The sequence below is a fragment of the Planomonospora algeriensis genome, from assembly GCF_977012225.1.
The window spans coordinates 1-14,674 of sequence record NZ_CDRNDK010000127.1; the positions used below are offsets into that span (position 1 = coordinate 1).

The 14,674-nt window shown below is 73.0% G+C and carries 13 protein-coding genes and 1 pseudogene; 9 read left to right on the plus strand and 5 right to left on the minus strand.

Going from position 1 to position 14,674, the window contains the following annotated elements; all coding sequences use genetic code 11:
- The 6 genes and pseudogenes from ACWJ6R_RS15525 to ACWJ6R_RS15550 all read left to right on the plus strand — a co-directional run.
- Nucleotides 1–341 (plus strand): annotated as a pseudogene (locus tag ACWJ6R_RS15525) (hypothetical protein); the annotation flags it as partial.
- Nucleotides 342–577: 236 nt separating this feature from the next.
- Complete coding sequence (locus tag ACWJ6R_RS15530; RefSeq protein ID WP_449062896.1) at nt 578–1,177, plus strand: hypothetical protein; 600 nt, start codon at nt 578–580, stop codon at nt 1,175–1,177.
- A 74-nt stretch (nt 1,178–1,251) separates the two neighbouring features.
- On the plus strand, nt 1,252–2,388 hold the full coding sequence (locus tag ACWJ6R_RS15535) for a sensor histidine kinase (protein ID WP_449062897.1): 1,137 nt from the start codon (nt 1,252–1,254) through the stop codon (nt 2,386–2,388).
- Nucleotides 2,385–2,981 carry a response regulator gene (locus ACWJ6R_RS15540; protein ID WP_449062898.1) on the plus strand — a complete coding sequence of 199 codons (597 nt, stop codon included), beginning with the start codon at nt 2,385–2,387 and terminating at the stop codon, nt 2,979–2,981. The genes ACWJ6R_RS15535 and ACWJ6R_RS15540 overlap by 4 nt, the downstream gene beginning before the upstream one ends.
- A 17-nt stretch (nt 2,982–2,998) precedes the next feature.
- On the plus strand, nt 2,999–3,163 hold the full coding sequence (locus ACWJ6R_RS15545) for a response regulator transcription factor (protein WP_449062899.1): 165 nt from the start codon (nt 2,999–3,001) through the stop codon (nt 3,161–3,163).
- A 160-nt stretch (nt 3,164–3,323) separates the two neighbouring features.
- Nucleotides 3,324–4,085, plus strand: coding sequence for a globin domain-containing protein (locus ACWJ6R_RS15550; RefSeq protein ID WP_449062900.1), 762 nt, complete (start codon nt 3,324–3,326; stop codon nt 4,083–4,085).
- Between the two features lie 68 nt (nt 4,086–4,153).
- Here the strand turns inward: ACWJ6R_RS15550 and ACWJ6R_RS15555 are convergent, their stop codons facing one another.
- Nucleotides 4,154–4,333, minus strand: a complete 180-nt coding sequence (locus tag ACWJ6R_RS15555) for a hypothetical protein (protein ID WP_449062901.1) — start codon at nt 4,331–4,333, stop codon at nt 4,154–4,156.
- On the minus strand, nt 4,324–4,815 hold the full coding sequence (locus ACWJ6R_RS15560) for an ArsR family transcriptional regulator (protein WP_449062902.1): 492 nt from the start codon (nt 4,813–4,815) through the stop codon (nt 4,324–4,326). The genes ACWJ6R_RS15555 and ACWJ6R_RS15560 overlap by 10 nt, the downstream gene beginning before the upstream one ends.
- 150 nt (nt 4,816–4,965) lie before the next feature.
- Between ACWJ6R_RS15560 and ACWJ6R_RS15565 the strand changes: the two genes are divergently transcribed.
- Complete coding sequence (locus ACWJ6R_RS15565; protein ID WP_449062903.1) at nt 4,966–5,454, plus strand: DoxX family protein; 489 nt, start codon at nt 4,966–4,968, stop codon at nt 5,452–5,454.
- A gap of 83 nt (nt 5,455–5,537) precedes the next feature.
- Here ACWJ6R_RS15565 and katG read toward each other — a convergent pair whose 3' ends face one another.
- Both katG and ACWJ6R_RS15575 read right to left on the minus strand, forming a co-directional pair.
- Complete coding sequence (gene katG, locus ACWJ6R_RS15570) at nt 5,538–7,769, minus strand: catalase/peroxidase HPI (RefSeq protein ID WP_449062904.1); 2,232 nt, start codon at nt 7,767–7,769, stop codon at nt 5,538–5,540.
- A 34-nt stretch (nt 7,770–7,803) separates the two neighbouring features.
- The gene (locus ACWJ6R_RS15575) at nt 7,804–8,238 is read right to left on the minus strand and encodes a Fur family transcriptional regulator (protein ID WP_449062905.1); all 435 of its coding nucleotides are present in this window, start codon (nt 8,236–8,238) and stop codon (nt 7,804–7,806) included.
- Between the two features lie 353 nt (nt 8,239–8,591).
- Between ACWJ6R_RS15575 and ACWJ6R_RS15580 the strand changes: the two genes are divergently transcribed.
- Nucleotides 8,592–9,977 (plus strand): ABC transporter ATP-binding protein, encoded by a 1,386-nt coding sequence (locus tag ACWJ6R_RS15580; RefSeq protein WP_449062906.1) that lies wholly within the window; start codon nt 8,592–8,594, stop codon nt 9,975–9,977.
- Between the two features lie 48 nt (nt 9,978–10,025).
- On the opposite strand, the gene nshR is transcribed toward ACWJ6R_RS15580, so the two are convergent.
- Nucleotides 10,026–10,826 carry an NshR/TsnR family 23S rRNA methyltransferase gene (gene nshR / locus ACWJ6R_RS15585; RefSeq protein ID WP_449062907.1) on the minus strand — a complete coding sequence of 267 codons (801 nt, stop codon included), beginning with the start codon at nt 10,824–10,826 and terminating at the stop codon, nt 10,026–10,028.
- Between the two features lie 464 nt (nt 10,827–11,290).
- Between nshR and ACWJ6R_RS15590 the strand changes: the two genes are divergently transcribed.
- Nucleotides 11,291–14,629 (plus strand): BTAD domain-containing putative transcriptional regulator, encoded by a 3,339-nt coding sequence (locus ACWJ6R_RS15590; protein ID WP_449062908.1) that lies wholly within the window; start codon nt 11,291–11,293, stop codon nt 14,627–14,629.
- Nucleotides 14,630–14,674 lie beyond the last annotated feature (45 nt).

Here is a 14,674-nt window from a genome sequence, read left to right on the forward strand (position 1 = left end):
GGGTGACGGCGGTGGCCGCGACGGTGGTGGACGGGCGGCCCGTCGCCGTCAGCGGGAGCCGGGACGGGACGGTCCGCGTCTGGGACCTCCGTGACGGTCACCCGGTGGGCGAGCCGCTGACCGGTGATCCGGTGCGGACCATGACCGTCACGGCCGCGGGCGGGCGGGCCGCCGTCGCCACCGGACGGGACGGGACGGTGCGGGTCCGGGACCTGCGGACCGGCCACCAGATCGGGGCGGAACTGGTCTTCCCGCTGCCGGTGGGGCCGCTCGCCCCGGCCGCCGGCGGTGCGCTGCTCGCCGGGTTCGGCCGGGAGGTCGCGCTGCTCACCCCGCGCTGACGCGCCGGCCCACCGCGGATCCCGGCTCCGACACGGCCGGGATCCGCCGGGGCGGCTCCGATGGCGCCGGTCCACCGTGGTGTCCGCTCCGACACGGCCGGGATCCGCCGGGCCGGACGGCACGTGTCCTCCGGCTCCGCGGACCATGCCGTCACCGTGACCTCCGGTACTTATCCGGCCGGGTCCCCCGCTTCTACCGTCGGACCGTTCCCCAGTCCGTCACGGAAGGAGTTCCCGTGTCACTCTCCTGGATGTCGCGCTTCGGCATGGTGTGCGGCGTCGTCCTGGCGCTGTCCGTCGGCGTGCCCGGAGCGATCGAGGCGTTCACCGGCGAGACCGCCGCGACCAGCATCGTCCTCGGCCTCGGAATCGCCTTCGGCCCGCCCGCGCTGATCGCCTTCCACCTGCACCAGAGCTCTTCCTCGGGGCGTTTCGGCATCTTCGCCTACGCCGTGAACATGATCGGTATCAGTCTCTTCGCGGGTGTCGTCTTCGCGCTCAACCTCGTCGTCTTCTTCCTCGACCCGGCGGTGGTGAAGGCGCTGCTCGCCGGGCCGACCAGGTTCGCGCTGCTCGGGGGCATGGCGCTCTTCGTCATCGGGACCGCGCTGTTCTCCGCGTCGATGCTGCGCACCGGGGTCTTCCCGCGCGTCCCCGCCGTGGGCTACGGCGTCACGCTGGTGCTGCTGGCCGTGCTCGCACCGCTGCCGGACACCCCGCTGAACAGCGTCGTCCACGTGCTGGTCGCCGCATCGCTGATCTGGCTGTCGCTGTCGCTGCGGCGGGGCGAGGCGTCGCCCCGGCCGGCGGCCGTGCCGTACCGGGCCGTGGGATAGCCGGGTGGAGCGGCGTACCGGAGCGGGGGAGGGGCGGGTGGAGCGGCGTGCGGTCCGGCCGTAGTCTGGCGGGCATGTCCCTCTCCCGCCCCATGCCGTGGGTGTCGCCCGTGCTCTACGGCGCGGTGCTGGTGGCGGGCGTGTACGCCTGGCTGGCCGGACTCGGCGACACCCGGCCGGCGCTGTTCACCGGCGGCCTGGCCGCGCTGGCCGGACTCGACCTGCTGGAGCGGCGCCGCCATCCGGAGGGCACGCCCCGGCGGTGGGCGGCCGTGCTGCTCGGCGCGCGGACCGTGCTGTTCGCGGTCGTCGCGGCCGCCGACGGGTCGGGCCTGTCGCGGGTGCTGTTCGTCCTGGTGCCGTTCACCGCGTACTTCGCCTTCGGCCGCACGGTCGCGGTCGTGCTGGCGGTGGCCTGCGTCCTGTCGCTGGCGGGAGCGGGCGCGGCGGCCGACCCGCGCTGGTACGCCGACGTCGAGCAGGTGTCCGACCTGCTGATGTTCTCCGTGGGGCTGGTCCTGGCGGTCGCCATGGCCGCGGTGGCCGTGGAGGAGCGGCGGGCCAGGACCGAACTGGCCGCCTCCAGCGCCAGGGTCGCCGAACTCTCCGCCGCCGCCGAGCGCAACCGGGTCGCCCGGGACATCCATGACGACCTCGGGCACCACCTGACGGCGGTCGTGGTGCTGCTGGAGAAGGCCGCGGCCTTCCGGGAGCTGGACGCCGGCACGGCGGACCGGGCGGTCGCGGACGCGCACGGTTCGGCGCGGCGCGCGCTGGACGACGTCCGGCGGTCGGTCCGCACCCTGCGCGAGGAGAGAGGCGGGCCCTTCGACCTGGCGGGCGCCCTGGCCGAGCTGGTGGAGGGCCAGGCGGACGACGGCGTGGCCGTGGCGCTGGAGGTCGCCGGCGAGGAGAGCGGGCACGATCCGGCGGCGCTCCGGGCCGTCTACCGGGCGGCCCAGGAGGGCATCACCAACGCCAGGCGGCACGCGCGCGCCACCCGCGTCTCCGTGTCGGCGACCCTGGGTGCGGCGGGCGCCGAGCTGGTGGTCAGCGACGACGGCCGCGGATTCGCGCCGGAGAAGGAGGGGTACGGCCTGCTCGGCATGCGCGAGCGCGTGCACCTGGCCGGGGGACGGGTCGACATCGGCTCCGCGCCCGGCGGCGGGACCCGGCTGACCGTCACGATCCCCCGGCGGACCGCACCGTGACCCCGGAGACCCCGGAGACCCCGGAGACCCCGGAGACCCCGGAGACCTCGGAGACGCTGGCGCCCTCGGAGACCTCGGTGCCCGTCGAGACCCCGGGGGTGCCGGCGCCCGCGGGGGACCCGGCGCCGCCGGAGACCTCCGACCGGGCGGTGCGCGTCCTGGTCGTCGACGACCAGCGGCTCATCAGGGAGGCCGTCGCCTCGCTGCTCGGCATCCAGCCCGGCATCGCCGTGGTCGGCACGGCGGCGGACGGGCACGACGCGGTGGAGCAGGCGGTCGCGCTGGCGCCCGACGTGGTGCTCATGGACGTCCGGATGCCCGGGATGAGCGGGGTCGAGGCCGTCGCCGTCCTGCGCGACCGTGCTCCCGGCGTCCGGGTGGTCATGCTCACCACCTTCGACGACGAGGAGTACGTCGTCCAAGCGCTGCGCGCGGGCGCGACGGGCTACCTGCTCAAGGACGTGCCGGCCCGGGAACTGGCCGCCGCCGTACGGCTCGCGCACGCCGGCATCGCCCAGCTCGACCCGGCGGCGGCGGCGCGGCTGGCGTCGGTCCTGGCCGTCCGGCCGGCGCCGGGCCGGACGCCTCCCTGACCGCCAGGGAGATCGACGTGCTCCGGCTGATCGCCCGGGGCTCGACCAACCGGGAGATCGCCGAGCACCTGTTCCTCAGCGAGGGGACCGTGAAGAATCACATATCGCGCATCCTGCAGAGGCTCGGCCTCCGCGACCGCACCCAGGCGGCCGTCTACGCCCGCGATCACGGTCTGTGGTGAGGCCGGGCACCGGTCCGCGCACCGCGATCCCGGCGGAGGCGTCCGATACCGGGCCGGTCCCCGGGCGGGTCCCCGAAAAACGATCTCCACTATTGATTACATGATTACAGGAGATGCATAGTTGGCCGGAGACCTCGATCGGACCCTCCGGAGGACGACCATGATCGTTGAGTACATCCGCTACCGCATCCCCGACGACCGGTCGGCCGCGTTCGAGGAGGCCTACGGCAGGGCGGCGCTCCTCCTCGCGCAGGCGCCGCAGTGCGCGGACTACGAGCTCAGCCGCTGCGCCGACGACCCCGCCTCCTACATCCTGCGGATCACCTGGACCTCCGCCAAGGACCACCTGGAGGGGTTCCGGGGAGGCGAGCTGTTCCCCGGATTCCTCTCGGAGGTCCGGCCCTACATCGGCATGATCGAGGAGATGCGCCACTACGAGCCGGCCGCGGTGCGCGGCGCCGGCGGCGCCGTCCCCACCCTGTACGACTGGATGGGCGGGACCGAGACGCTCGAACGCCTCACCGAACGCTTCTACGAGACGGTCCGGGCCGACGACGTGGTCGGGCCGCTCTTCGCCCACATGGACCCCGGCCATCCCCGCTACGTCGCCATGTGGCTGGCGGAGGTCTTCGGCGGCCCGGCGCGCTACACCGGCGAGCGGGGCGGTTACGCGCATATGCTGGGCATGCACCTGAACCGGGCGATCACCGAGGCCCAGCGCCGCCGCTGGGTGAGCCTGCTGGCCGACGCCGCCGACGAGGTCGGCCTGCCCGACGACCCGGAGTTCCGCGCCGCGTTCATGGGCTACATCGAGTGGGGCACCCGCCTGGCCCTCGCCAACTCCCAGCCCGGGGCCGCACCCGTGCGGCAGGCGCCGGTGCCGCGATGGGGCTGGGGCGTCGCACCGCCGTACCAGGGCTGAGGCGCCGTGTTCGCCTTCGTGCCGGGTGACGTCCTGGGCGCGTCGGCCGCATCGGAACCCCGGCGGCGCTAGGCGGCGGGTTCGAGGAGCACGCAGCAGTTGTCCGGGCAGGGCCGCAGCCGGGCGGTGAACCGCTCCGAGGCGTTCAGGCCGTCGAGGCAGCCCCGGGCCAGGGCGGCGTTCACCGAGCAGACCAGCTCGGTGTCGACCGCGCGCATCCGCTGGAACGGGCAGTTCGTCAGCAGCACGGAGCCGCCGTCGGCGGCGGGTTCGTAACCGAGCCGGCCGAGGAGGTCCCAGAGGGCGTCGGGGGCGTCGGGGGCGGCCTGCTCGGCGGCCAGCCGGCGGCCCGCCGTACGGCCGCGCGGACGGCGGCCTCGGCGAACGACTCGGAGGGCAGCTGCTCCCGGGCGGCGCGGAGCAGGATCTCGGCGAGCAGCTCGTAGCGCCGCGGCGGCACGGAGGCGTTCAGCTCGCGCCGGGTGGCCCGGTAGCGCTGGGCGGGACGGCCGCGGCGGCCGGTGCCCGCCGGTTCGTCGACCGTCGCGACGAGCCGGGCCTGTTCGAGCTTGAGCAGGTGGAACGCGACCAGGGTCCGGCCCATGCCGAGGGCCTCGCAGATCTCCTGGCGGGTGCACGGCCCGTTGGCGGCCAGGAACTCGTGGAGACGGGCCCGTTGCGGCTCCGCCAGCAGGCCGAGCGCTTCGAGGTCTCCCGACGTCGCGTCCATGGGCTCCACCGTAGTCGAATCTCAAATTTCGCCAATTCTGGTTGACGTAATTGGGGGCCGGCGGAATATTGAGCACGTCAGTTGGCGGAAATGGCCGTGACCGAGGGGGGAAACGATGCGCCTACCAGTCCGAGACCGAGAGGTGAGCCGATGGGGGACGAACCGATCGGAGCCGGGCCGATGACGAGACTCGACCGGTTCTCTGAACCAGTGCTCTCGCTCTTCCGCGCCGTGACGGGCCTGCTGTTCCTGTTCCACGGGCTGGCGTCGATCTTCGGCGTCTTCGGCGGCAACCGCGGCACCGGCCAGGCCGTCGCGTTCGGCACCTGGCCCGGCTGGTGGGCGGCGCTGATCCAGCTCGTCTTCGGGGCCCTGGTGTTCGCCGGGCTCCTCACCCGCCTCGGCGCGCTGGTCTGCTCCGGCTCCATGGCGTACGCCTACTTCACGGTGCACCAGCCGGACCACCTCCTGCCGCTGCTCAACGGCGGTGAGCTCGCGGCGCTGTTCTGCTGGTCCTTCTTCCTCGTCGCGGTGCTCGGCCCGGGACCGTGGGCGCTCGACGCGCTCCTGCGCCCCCGGGGTGCGAGCGGGCCGGCGGTGTCGGTGATCGCGAGGAACGGCCGTGCCGTCGCGAGGTGACGGGCCGGCCGGAACCGGCGGTGTCCGGACCGGCCCTCGCGGGCCGGCCCGGACACCGGGATCGTCGGACGATGCCGGGATCGTCAGGCGAGGTCGAACCGGTCGAGGTTCATGACCTTGTCCCACGCCGCGACGAAGTCCGTCACGAACTTCTCCTTCGCGTCGTCGCTTGCGTAGACCTCCGCGAGCGCGCGCAGCTCGGAGTTCGACCCGAAGACGAGGTCGGCGCGGGTGCCGGTCCACCTGACCTCGCCCGTGGCGGCGTCGCGGCCCTCGAACACGGTCGCGTCCGCGGACGTCGACTTCCACTCCGTGCCCAGGTCGAGCAGGTTGACGAAGAAGTCGTTGGTCAGCGTCCCGGGGGTCGCGGTGAAGACGCCGAGCGGCGACTGCCGGTGGTTCGCGCCCAGGACGCGCAGGCCGCCGACGAGGACCGTCATCTCGGGGGCGCTCAGGGTCAGCAGGTTCGCCCGGTCGATCAGCAGGTACTCGGCCGGCAGCCGGTTGCCCTTGCCGAGGTAGTTGCGGAACCCGTCGGCGGCCGGCTCGAGCGCGGCGAACGACTCCACGTCGGTCTGCTCCTGCGACGCGTCCACGCGGCCCGGCGTGAAGGGGACCTCGACGTCGAAGCCGGCCTCCTTGGCGGCCTTCTCGACGGCGGCGCACCCGCCGAGCACGATCAGGTCGGCGAGCGAGATCCGCTTGCCACCGGTCTGGGCGGCGTTGAAGGCCTCCTGGACGCCCTCCAGGGTGCGCAGCACCGTCGCCAGCCGGTCGGGGTCGTTGACCTCCCACCCGCTCTGCGGCTGGAGGCGGATGCGCGCGCCGTTGGCGCCGCCGCGCTTGTCGCTGCCGCGGAAGGACGCGGCCGACGCCCACGCGGCGGACACGAGGTCGGACACCGACAGGCCCGTGGCGAGGATCCGGCCCTTGAGGTCGGCGATCTCCTCGGCGGCGACGAGCTCGTACGTCCGCTCCGGGAGCGGGTCCTGCCACAGCAGCACCTCGGAAGGGACCTCCGGGCCGAGGTAGCGGGCGACCGGCCCCATGTCGCGGTGGGTCAGCTTGAACCACGCGCGGGCGAAGGCGTCCGCGAACTCGTCGGGGTTCTCCAGGAAGCGCCGCGAGATCTGCTCGTAGACCGGGTCGACCCGGAGCGCGATGTCGGCCGTCGTCATCCCCGGGGCACGGCGCTTGGCCGGGTCGTGGGCGTCGGGCACGGTGCCCTCACCGGCGCCGTCCTTCGGCCGCCACTGGTGCGCTCCGGCGGGGCTCTTGGTCAGCTCCCACTCGTAGCCGAACAGGATCTCGAAGAAGCTGTTGTCCCACTGCGTCGGGGTGTTCGTCCAGGTGACCTCGATACCGCTGGTGATCGTGTCACCGCCCTTGCCGGTGCCGAAGGCGCCCTTCCAGCCCAGGCCCTGCTGCTCGAGCGGGGCGGCCTCGGGGTCGGGGCCGACGTGCTCCGCCGGGCCCGCGCCGTGGGTCTTGCCGAAGGTGTGGCCGCCCGCGATGAGGGCGACCGTCTCCTCGTCGTTCATCGCCATCCGGCGGAACGTCTCACGGATGTCGCGGGCCGAGGCGAGCGGGTCCGGGTTGCCGTTCGGGCCCTCCGGGTTGACGTAGATGAGGCCCATCTGGACCGCGGCGAGCGGGTTCTCGAGCTCCCGGTCGCCGCTGTAGCGCTCGTCGCCGAGCCAGGTGGTCTCGGGGCCCCAGTAGACGTCCTCGTCGGGCTCCCAGACGTCCGCGCGGCCGCCGGCGAAGCCGAAGGTCTTGAAGCCCATCGTCTCCAGGGCGACGTTGCCGGTGAGGATCAGCAGGTCGGCCCAGGAGATCTGCTGGCCGTACTTCTTCTTGACCGGCCACAGCAGGCGGCGGGCCTTGTCGAGGTTGGCGTTGTCCGGCCAGCTGTTGATGGGGGCGAAGCGCTGCTGGCCGGCCCCGGCGCCGCCGCGGCCGTCGGTGATCCGGTAGGTGCCGGCGCTGTGCCAGGCCATCCGGACCATGAGCGGGCCGTAGTTGCCGAAGTCGGCCGGCCACCAGTCCTGCGAGGTGGTCAGCACCTCGGCGATGTCCCGCTTCACGGCCGCGAGGTCGAGGCTGTTGAACGCCTCGGCGTAGTCGAAGTCCTCACCGAGGGGGTTGGCCACGGCGGGGTTCTTCGCGAGGATCTTCAGGTTGAGCCGCTCAGGCCACCAGCGGTGGTTTCCGCCGCCCTGAACGGGGTGCGCGGCGCGCCCGTGCGCGACCGGGCAGCCGCCCGCCTCCTCCGGCTTCGGGTCGGTGACGATCGCGTCGTGGTTCTCGGACATGGGAATCCTTCCGGACTGAGGGGACGAGAGGTGTTCAGGAGTCGCTGGTGGAGCAGGCGGGGCACAGCCCCCAGTAGATGACCTCGGCCTCGTCGATCGAGAAGCCGTGGGCGTCGGCCGCGGTCAGGCAGGGCGCCTCGCCCACCGCGCAGTCGACGTCGGCGACGACGCCGCACGACCGGCACATGACGTGGTGGTGGTTGTCCCCGACGCGTCCTTCGAACCGGGCCGGGCTGCCGGCCGGCTCGATGCGGCGCAGGAGTCCCGCCGCGGTGAGCGCGTGGAGGGCCTCGTACACGGCTTGCAGCGAGATGTGACCCACCCGGTCGCGCACCCCGGAGGCGATCGCCTCGACATCGAGGTGGTCGCCGGCCCGGACGGTCTCGAGCAGCGCCACGCGGGCGGCCGTCACCCGCAGGCCCACCCCGCGCAGCTCCTCGGCGGTGGTCGGGGTCTTGGGTGAGGTCATGGCGCCCAACCTACCTCCGTAAACACGAATCATTCAAGACAGCGAATGACTTAAGTCTAATGTCGCGTCGAGTGCGGTTCGTCCCGTCACGGGGTGATCCGCGACCGTCGCACGGGTGGCCGGCGCCCCGCCCCCACCGCCGGTGCCCCGCCCCCACCACCGGTGCGGCGGGAAAACCGTTCGCTCCCCCCGTACGGCCTGCGGCAACATGGCCAGGGCGGTGTCGGCGTTCGGGAGGGTTGAATGACTGTGCTCGGATCGCCGGAGGAGCCCGGAGACGGCCCGTCCGCGCGGAGGTCGGCGGTTCTGCTGGCGCTGCGCCACTACTGCGGTGAGCTGAGGCGCTGTGGCGGGTGGGGCTGCACTTCCTGAACCGCACCGACGCCAGGGGCATCGAGAGACTCGGCGTGGTGGGCATGGACGAGCTGCTGGCCAAGGACGCCGCGTTCTTCCACGACAACTTCGCCGGGTCACTGACCAAACGGGTGCTCGGATTCTCCTCCAGGTTCGAGGACTTCGCCGACACGCTCACCTTCTCGATCATGGCCAAGCTGGTCCCCCTGGTCTTCGCCTCGGTGGTGCTGTGGCGGTACCACCCGCTGCTGGTCGTCGTGCTCGTGGGCCTCATCGTCGTCACCGCCGCCCTCATCGCCCCGCTCATCCGCCGCCGCCAGGCGCTGGTCGACGAACGCGAGGCGGCGAAGGTGCGGGTGTCGGGCCACGTCGCCGACGTGCTGGCCAACATGGACACGGTCCGCGCGTTCGCCGCGGAGGAGCGCGAGGCCGTCGAGCACCGGGCCAGGCTCGCCGAGCAGCACAGGCTCTCCCTGCGCTCCTGGGACTACGGCAACCTCCGGGTGGACACCGTCGTCGCCCCGCTGTCGGTGCTCACCAGCACCGTGGGCCTGCTCCTCGCCGTGGCGCTCCGCGGCGGCCTCGGGGTGGAGGCCATCGTGGTGACGTTCACCTACTACTCGAACACGATCAGCATCATGTTCGAGTTCAACCAGATATACCGGCGCATGGAGAGCGTGCTCACCGAGGCGGCCCAGTTCACCGAGCTGCTCCTCGTCCCGCCGACCGTGGTGGACCCGCCCGATCCGCAACCGCTGCGCCCGGCCGGCGCGGGCGTCCGCTTCGAGCGGGTGAGGTTCGCCTACGGCGACGGCCCGCCGCTCTTCGAGGACCTGGACCTGGACATCCCCGGCGGGACCAGGATCGGGCTGGTCGGCCAGTTCGGCGGAGGCAAGAGCACCCTGACCCGGCTGCTGCTGCGCCTCATGGACACCGACGCCGAGATCCTCCGGGCCGCGCGGGCGGCGCACGTCACGGAGTTCGTCGAGTCGCTGCCCGACGGATTCGACACCCTGGTCGGGGAGCGCGGCGTCAAGCTCTCCGGCGGTCAGCGGCAGCGCGTCGCACTCGCGCGCGCCATCCTGCGCGACGCCCCGATCCTGCTGCTGGACGAGGCGACCAGCGCCCTGGACTCCGAGAGCGAGATCCTCGTCCAGGAGGCCCTGTGGCGCCTGATGCAGGACCGCACCGCGCTCGTGGTCGCGCACCGCCTGAGCACCGTCGTCCGGATGGACCGGCTCGTCGTCCTCAACCGGGGGCGCATCGTGGAACAGGGCACCCACGGCGAGCTGCTCCAGGCCCGGGGTCCCTACGCCCGGCTCTGGCACCACCAGTCCGGAGGCTTCCTGATGGAGGACGACGCCTCGGACGCGCTCCGCCGCTGACCGGTGCCAGGCCGCGGCCCGCTGCGGCGGTCGTCCGCCGCAGCGGCGCTAGGCGAGGTTGCGGTGGGCCCGCGCGTGCAGGGCGATGCCCACCGAGACGGAGACGTTGAGGGACTCGGCCGCGGGGTTCATCGGAATCGACGCCGACTCGGCGGAGAGGCCGGAGAACTCGCCCGACGCGCCGGTCTTCTCGCTGCCGAACATGAGTACGAGGCGTTCGTCGATGCCGCCGAGGTCCCTGACCGTGAGGGCTCCGCCGGCCTCGAAGGCCACCAGGCGCATGCCGTTGTCCCGGAAGTGGCGGAGCGCCTCGTCCCGGGAGGCGAGGACGATCGGGAGCGAGAACACGTAGCCGCGGCTCGCCCGGATCAGGCGCCGGTCCGCGATGCTGACGAGGTCGCTGTCCACGAGCACGATGCCCGAGGCGCCGAGTGCGAAGGAGGTCCGCACGATGGCGCCGATGTTGCCGACGATCTTCACCCCGTCCAGCAGGACGAGGTCGCCCTTCCCGCCGGTCAGGTCGGCGAAGCCGCAGGGGCGAGGGACCCGGCAGATGCCGAACGCCTTGGGCTTCTTCTCGGTCTTGAAGACCTGGTTGGCGATCGCGGGGGAGAGCAGGCGGACCGGGATGCCGCGCTGCTCGCACGCGGCGAGCAGGTCGCCCGGCAGGGGAACGGTCTCCAGCCCGTAGACCTCGATGAGCTCGACCCCGGCGCGGATGCTCTGCAGGAGCGGCTCGGGGTCCTCGATCAGCGCCGTGCGGACGACGGACCTCGAAGGCTTCGTGACATCGATGATCCGTTGTACGGCGGGGTCGGAGCGCTCGGTGATGACGTCAAGGCTGGCCACGGCGAAGAGGCTAACACGGGGGTCACCGGGCCTCCGGGCCGGTCAGGGCGCGGCGCGGGGACGTGCGGTCCGCACCCCGGGTGACGGGCCCTGACGCGGTACGGCCTGCACCGTCGTCCGGCGGCTGTCGTCCGGTGGCCGACGAAGACGATCCGTTTTGATGAAATGTCAGATCAATACTCATATGACAACTTTCGACTCTGTGTATGACTTTATAGGGGCCATTCATCCTTTATGTGAGGATTTATGGCAATGAACATGCTGCGGTAATAGGGGGCATCCCGCTCCCGGTTGAGTCGGAATCCGTCTCGCGAGTGACGATGCGGAGCGATTGTCGGGCGATCCTGGGGCCAGACGTCGCGAACCACTCTTCGCCAGGGGGCAATGTGCGGTACAGCGAAGCAGGGCAATCGGACAGTGAAATCGACACGTCGCTCCACGGGCGACCGGAGGACGAAAGGAGCGTGGAGTTCCGGGTTCTGGGTCCATTCGAGGTGTACGCGGCCGGCGTCCCCGTCAACATCGGCGGTCCCCGGCAGCAGGCCCTCCTGGCCCGGTTGGTGGCCTCGGCGGGCACGGTCGTCTCCACCGACACCCTGATCGACGATCTCTATCACGGTGCGCCACCGGTGAACGCGCTGGCCTCGATCCACGTCCACGTGTCGAACCTGCGCCGGGCCATCGAGCCGGACCGGGCGCCGCGCACCCCGCCGCGGCTCCTGGTCGCCCGGCGGCCCGGTTACCTGATCGCCGCGCCGGACGTCGACGCGCTGCGCTTCGGCAGGCTCGTCGCCGACGCCGAACGGCGCCCGCCCGCCGAGTCGCTCGCCCTGTCGGAGGAGGCGCTGCGGCTGTGGCGCGGCCGGCCGTACGGCGAGTTCACCGGAGAGTTGTGGGCGATCGCCGAGGTGAACCGCCTGCACGAGCTGCGCCTGACCGCGATCGAGCGCCGCGCTCAGGCGTTGCTGGACCTCGGCCGTCCGCAGGTGGTCGTCCACGAGCTGGAGTCCGAGACCGAGGAACACCCGCTTCGCGAGCGGCTGTGGTGGCTGCTCGCCCTGGCCCGCTACCGCAGCGGGCGGCAGGCCGACGCGCTGGCCACGTTGCGCCGGGCGCGGAAGGCCGTCGCCGAGCAACTCGGCCTGGATCCGGGGCCCGAGCTGCAGGCGCTGGAGAAGGACATCCTCCGGCAGGCCCGCTCGCTCGACTTCCCGCCCGAGTCCGTCACGCTGCCGCACCCGTCCGCACCCGCCGAGGTTCCTCCGCCGGGACCGGCCCGCGGGCACCTGATCGGACGGCGCCGGCAGCTCGCGACGTTGACGACCCTTCCCGTCCTGCCGGACCGGAACGGCGTGGTGACCGCCGCGGTCAGCGGCGAGCCCGGCATCGGCAAGACCCGGCTGCTGCAGGCGTTCCGCGACGACTGCGCCGAACTGGGCTACCTGGTGCTGTGGGGGCGCTGCCACGAGGGGGAGGGGGTGCCGCCGCTGTGGCCGTGGCTGCAGGTGCTGCGCGCCCTGGCGGAATCCGTCCCGCCCCCGGACCGCCGGGCGCTGGCGGGGCTGCTGGACGACGAGCGGCTCACCGGCCCGTCCGGGACGGGCTCGCGGCACCGCAACCGGATCGTCGCGCAGTGGCTCGTCGAGGCCGCGCGGCTCCGGCCGCTGGTGATCGTCCTGGACGACCTGCACTGGGCCGACTCCGCCACGCTCGAACTGCTCCGGGACGTCGCCGTACTGTCCGGGACGCGGGCCGCGGACGTCTCCCTGACCCTGGTCACCGCGTTCCGCGAAGCGGCGTACTGCGACCTGGCGCAGCACCCCGGCACAGCCCCGGGCGGGGCGTTCAGGCTCTCGGTGGACGAGGTCCTCCACCAGCTCGCCCGCTACGATCTGGTGCGCATCCGGCTGAGCGGCCTGACCGGCGCCGAGGTCCGGGCCCTCGCCAAGGAGATGGGCGTGAAAGTGGGCGGCCCCGAGGCCGATCGCCTGGCCGAGCGGAGCGGCGGCAATCCGTTCTTCGTCTGCGAGAGCGCCCGGCTGCTGGCCGAGGGCCAGGGGCTGGACGTCGTGCCGGACGCGGTGGCCGATCTGATCAGGCGGCGGCTGGCCCTGCTCGGGCCGCAGACCGCCGAGGTGCTCGGCATCGCCGCGGTGATCGGCAGGAACTTCGATCCCGGCCTGGTCGCGGAGGTGCGGCAGGCCTCCGAGCCGGGCGCGACGCACACCTACGGCCTGCTGGACCGGGCGGCGAAGGCGGGGCTCATCACCACCGGCGAGGGGTGCATGACATTCGTCCACGACCTGGTCAGAGAGGCCCTGATCGGCGACGTGCCGCCGTTGCGCAAGGCGATGATCCATCGGGAGGTGATGGCGGCGCTGTCGGCCAAACCGAGCGCCGACGTGACGACCATCGCCCACCACGCGGTGGAGGCGGGTCCGGCGGCCTACCGCGAGACGGCGCACTGGGCCCGCGCGGCGGCCGAGCAGGCGGGTTCCTGCGCGGCCTACGAGGAGGCCGCCGCCTGGTGGGGCCGGGCCGTCACCGCGCACGGCGCCTGCGGCGGCGATCCCGCCGAGCACGTGGAGCTCCTGCTGCAGCAGGTGCGCGCCCTGCTGGAAGCGGGCGACGCGATGAGCGCCCGCCAGGTCCGCGCGCAGGCCCTGCGCGTCGCCAACCGCGCCGGAGCGGGCCCGGAACTGACCGCCCGCGCCCTCACCGCACTGGACGCCCCGGCACTGTGGACCCTGCGCAACCCGTACGAGCCGGTGGAACTGCGGCTGGTGGAGCAGTTCGAGCACACCCTGCGCCGGCTCCCCGAGACCGACAGCGCCGAGCGGACCCTGCTGCTGGCGGGCCTGGCCCAGGAGCTGTACGGCGGCGCCCGCTGCCTGTCCCTGTCCGCGGAGGCGGTGGCGATGGCGCGCCGGATCGGCGACCCGCGGCTGCTGATGCGGGCGCTCAACGCCCGCGCCCTGTGCGTGCCGCAGTCGACCCGCCTCGGCGAGATCATGGAGATCACCGAAGAGCTGCACGGGCTCGCGCTGGTGACCGGGTCGCCGGGGTTCGAACTGCTCGCGCACATGATGGACACCCACCACAGGCTGGAGACAGGCGATCTGGAGGCGGCGGACCGGGCCGCCGCGCGCTGCGACGTCATGCTGGATCACCTGCGGCTCCCGTGGCCGCGGTTCCAGCACACCATGTGGCGGGCCAACCGGCTCGTCCTGGCCGGCCGGTTCGACGAGGCCGAGGCCGTGTACGACGAGGCGGGGCGCCAGGCCCAGCGGCTCGGCATGTGGTGCGCGGGAGCGGTCGTGGCGAACGGCCGCCTCATGCTGTGCTACCAGCGCGGCGCCATCGCCGACGCCGGGCCGCTGATCGACCAGATCGCCGGCATCCACCCCAGCGTGGACCACGACGCCCGGGTGCTGGAGCTGTGCGCCCGGGGCCGTCTGGACGAGGCCCGGGAACTGGCCGGGGAAGGATGGCCGGCCCCGCCGACGGACTGGTCGTGGCTGACCATGACCTGCCTGCAGGGCGCGGCCCAGGCCGCCGTCGGCGACCTGCCGGCATGCCGGGCGACCCGGGAGAGACTGCTGCCCTACGCCGGGCGGATCTCGGGCGGGGCGGCGGTGGCGTGCATCGGTCCCGTGGACCACTTCCTGGAGCTGCTCGCCGCGGCCCTCGGCGAGTCCGGCCCCCTCGGCGAGTCCGGCCTCCTCGGTGGGTCCGCCGTATTCGAAGGGTCCGCCGTATTCGAAGGGGCCGCGGTCCTCGCGGCCCCGGTGCCGCGGAGATAGCCGAGGCCGCGTCCGTGCGCGGGCGCGCAGGGCGCCGCGGCCGCG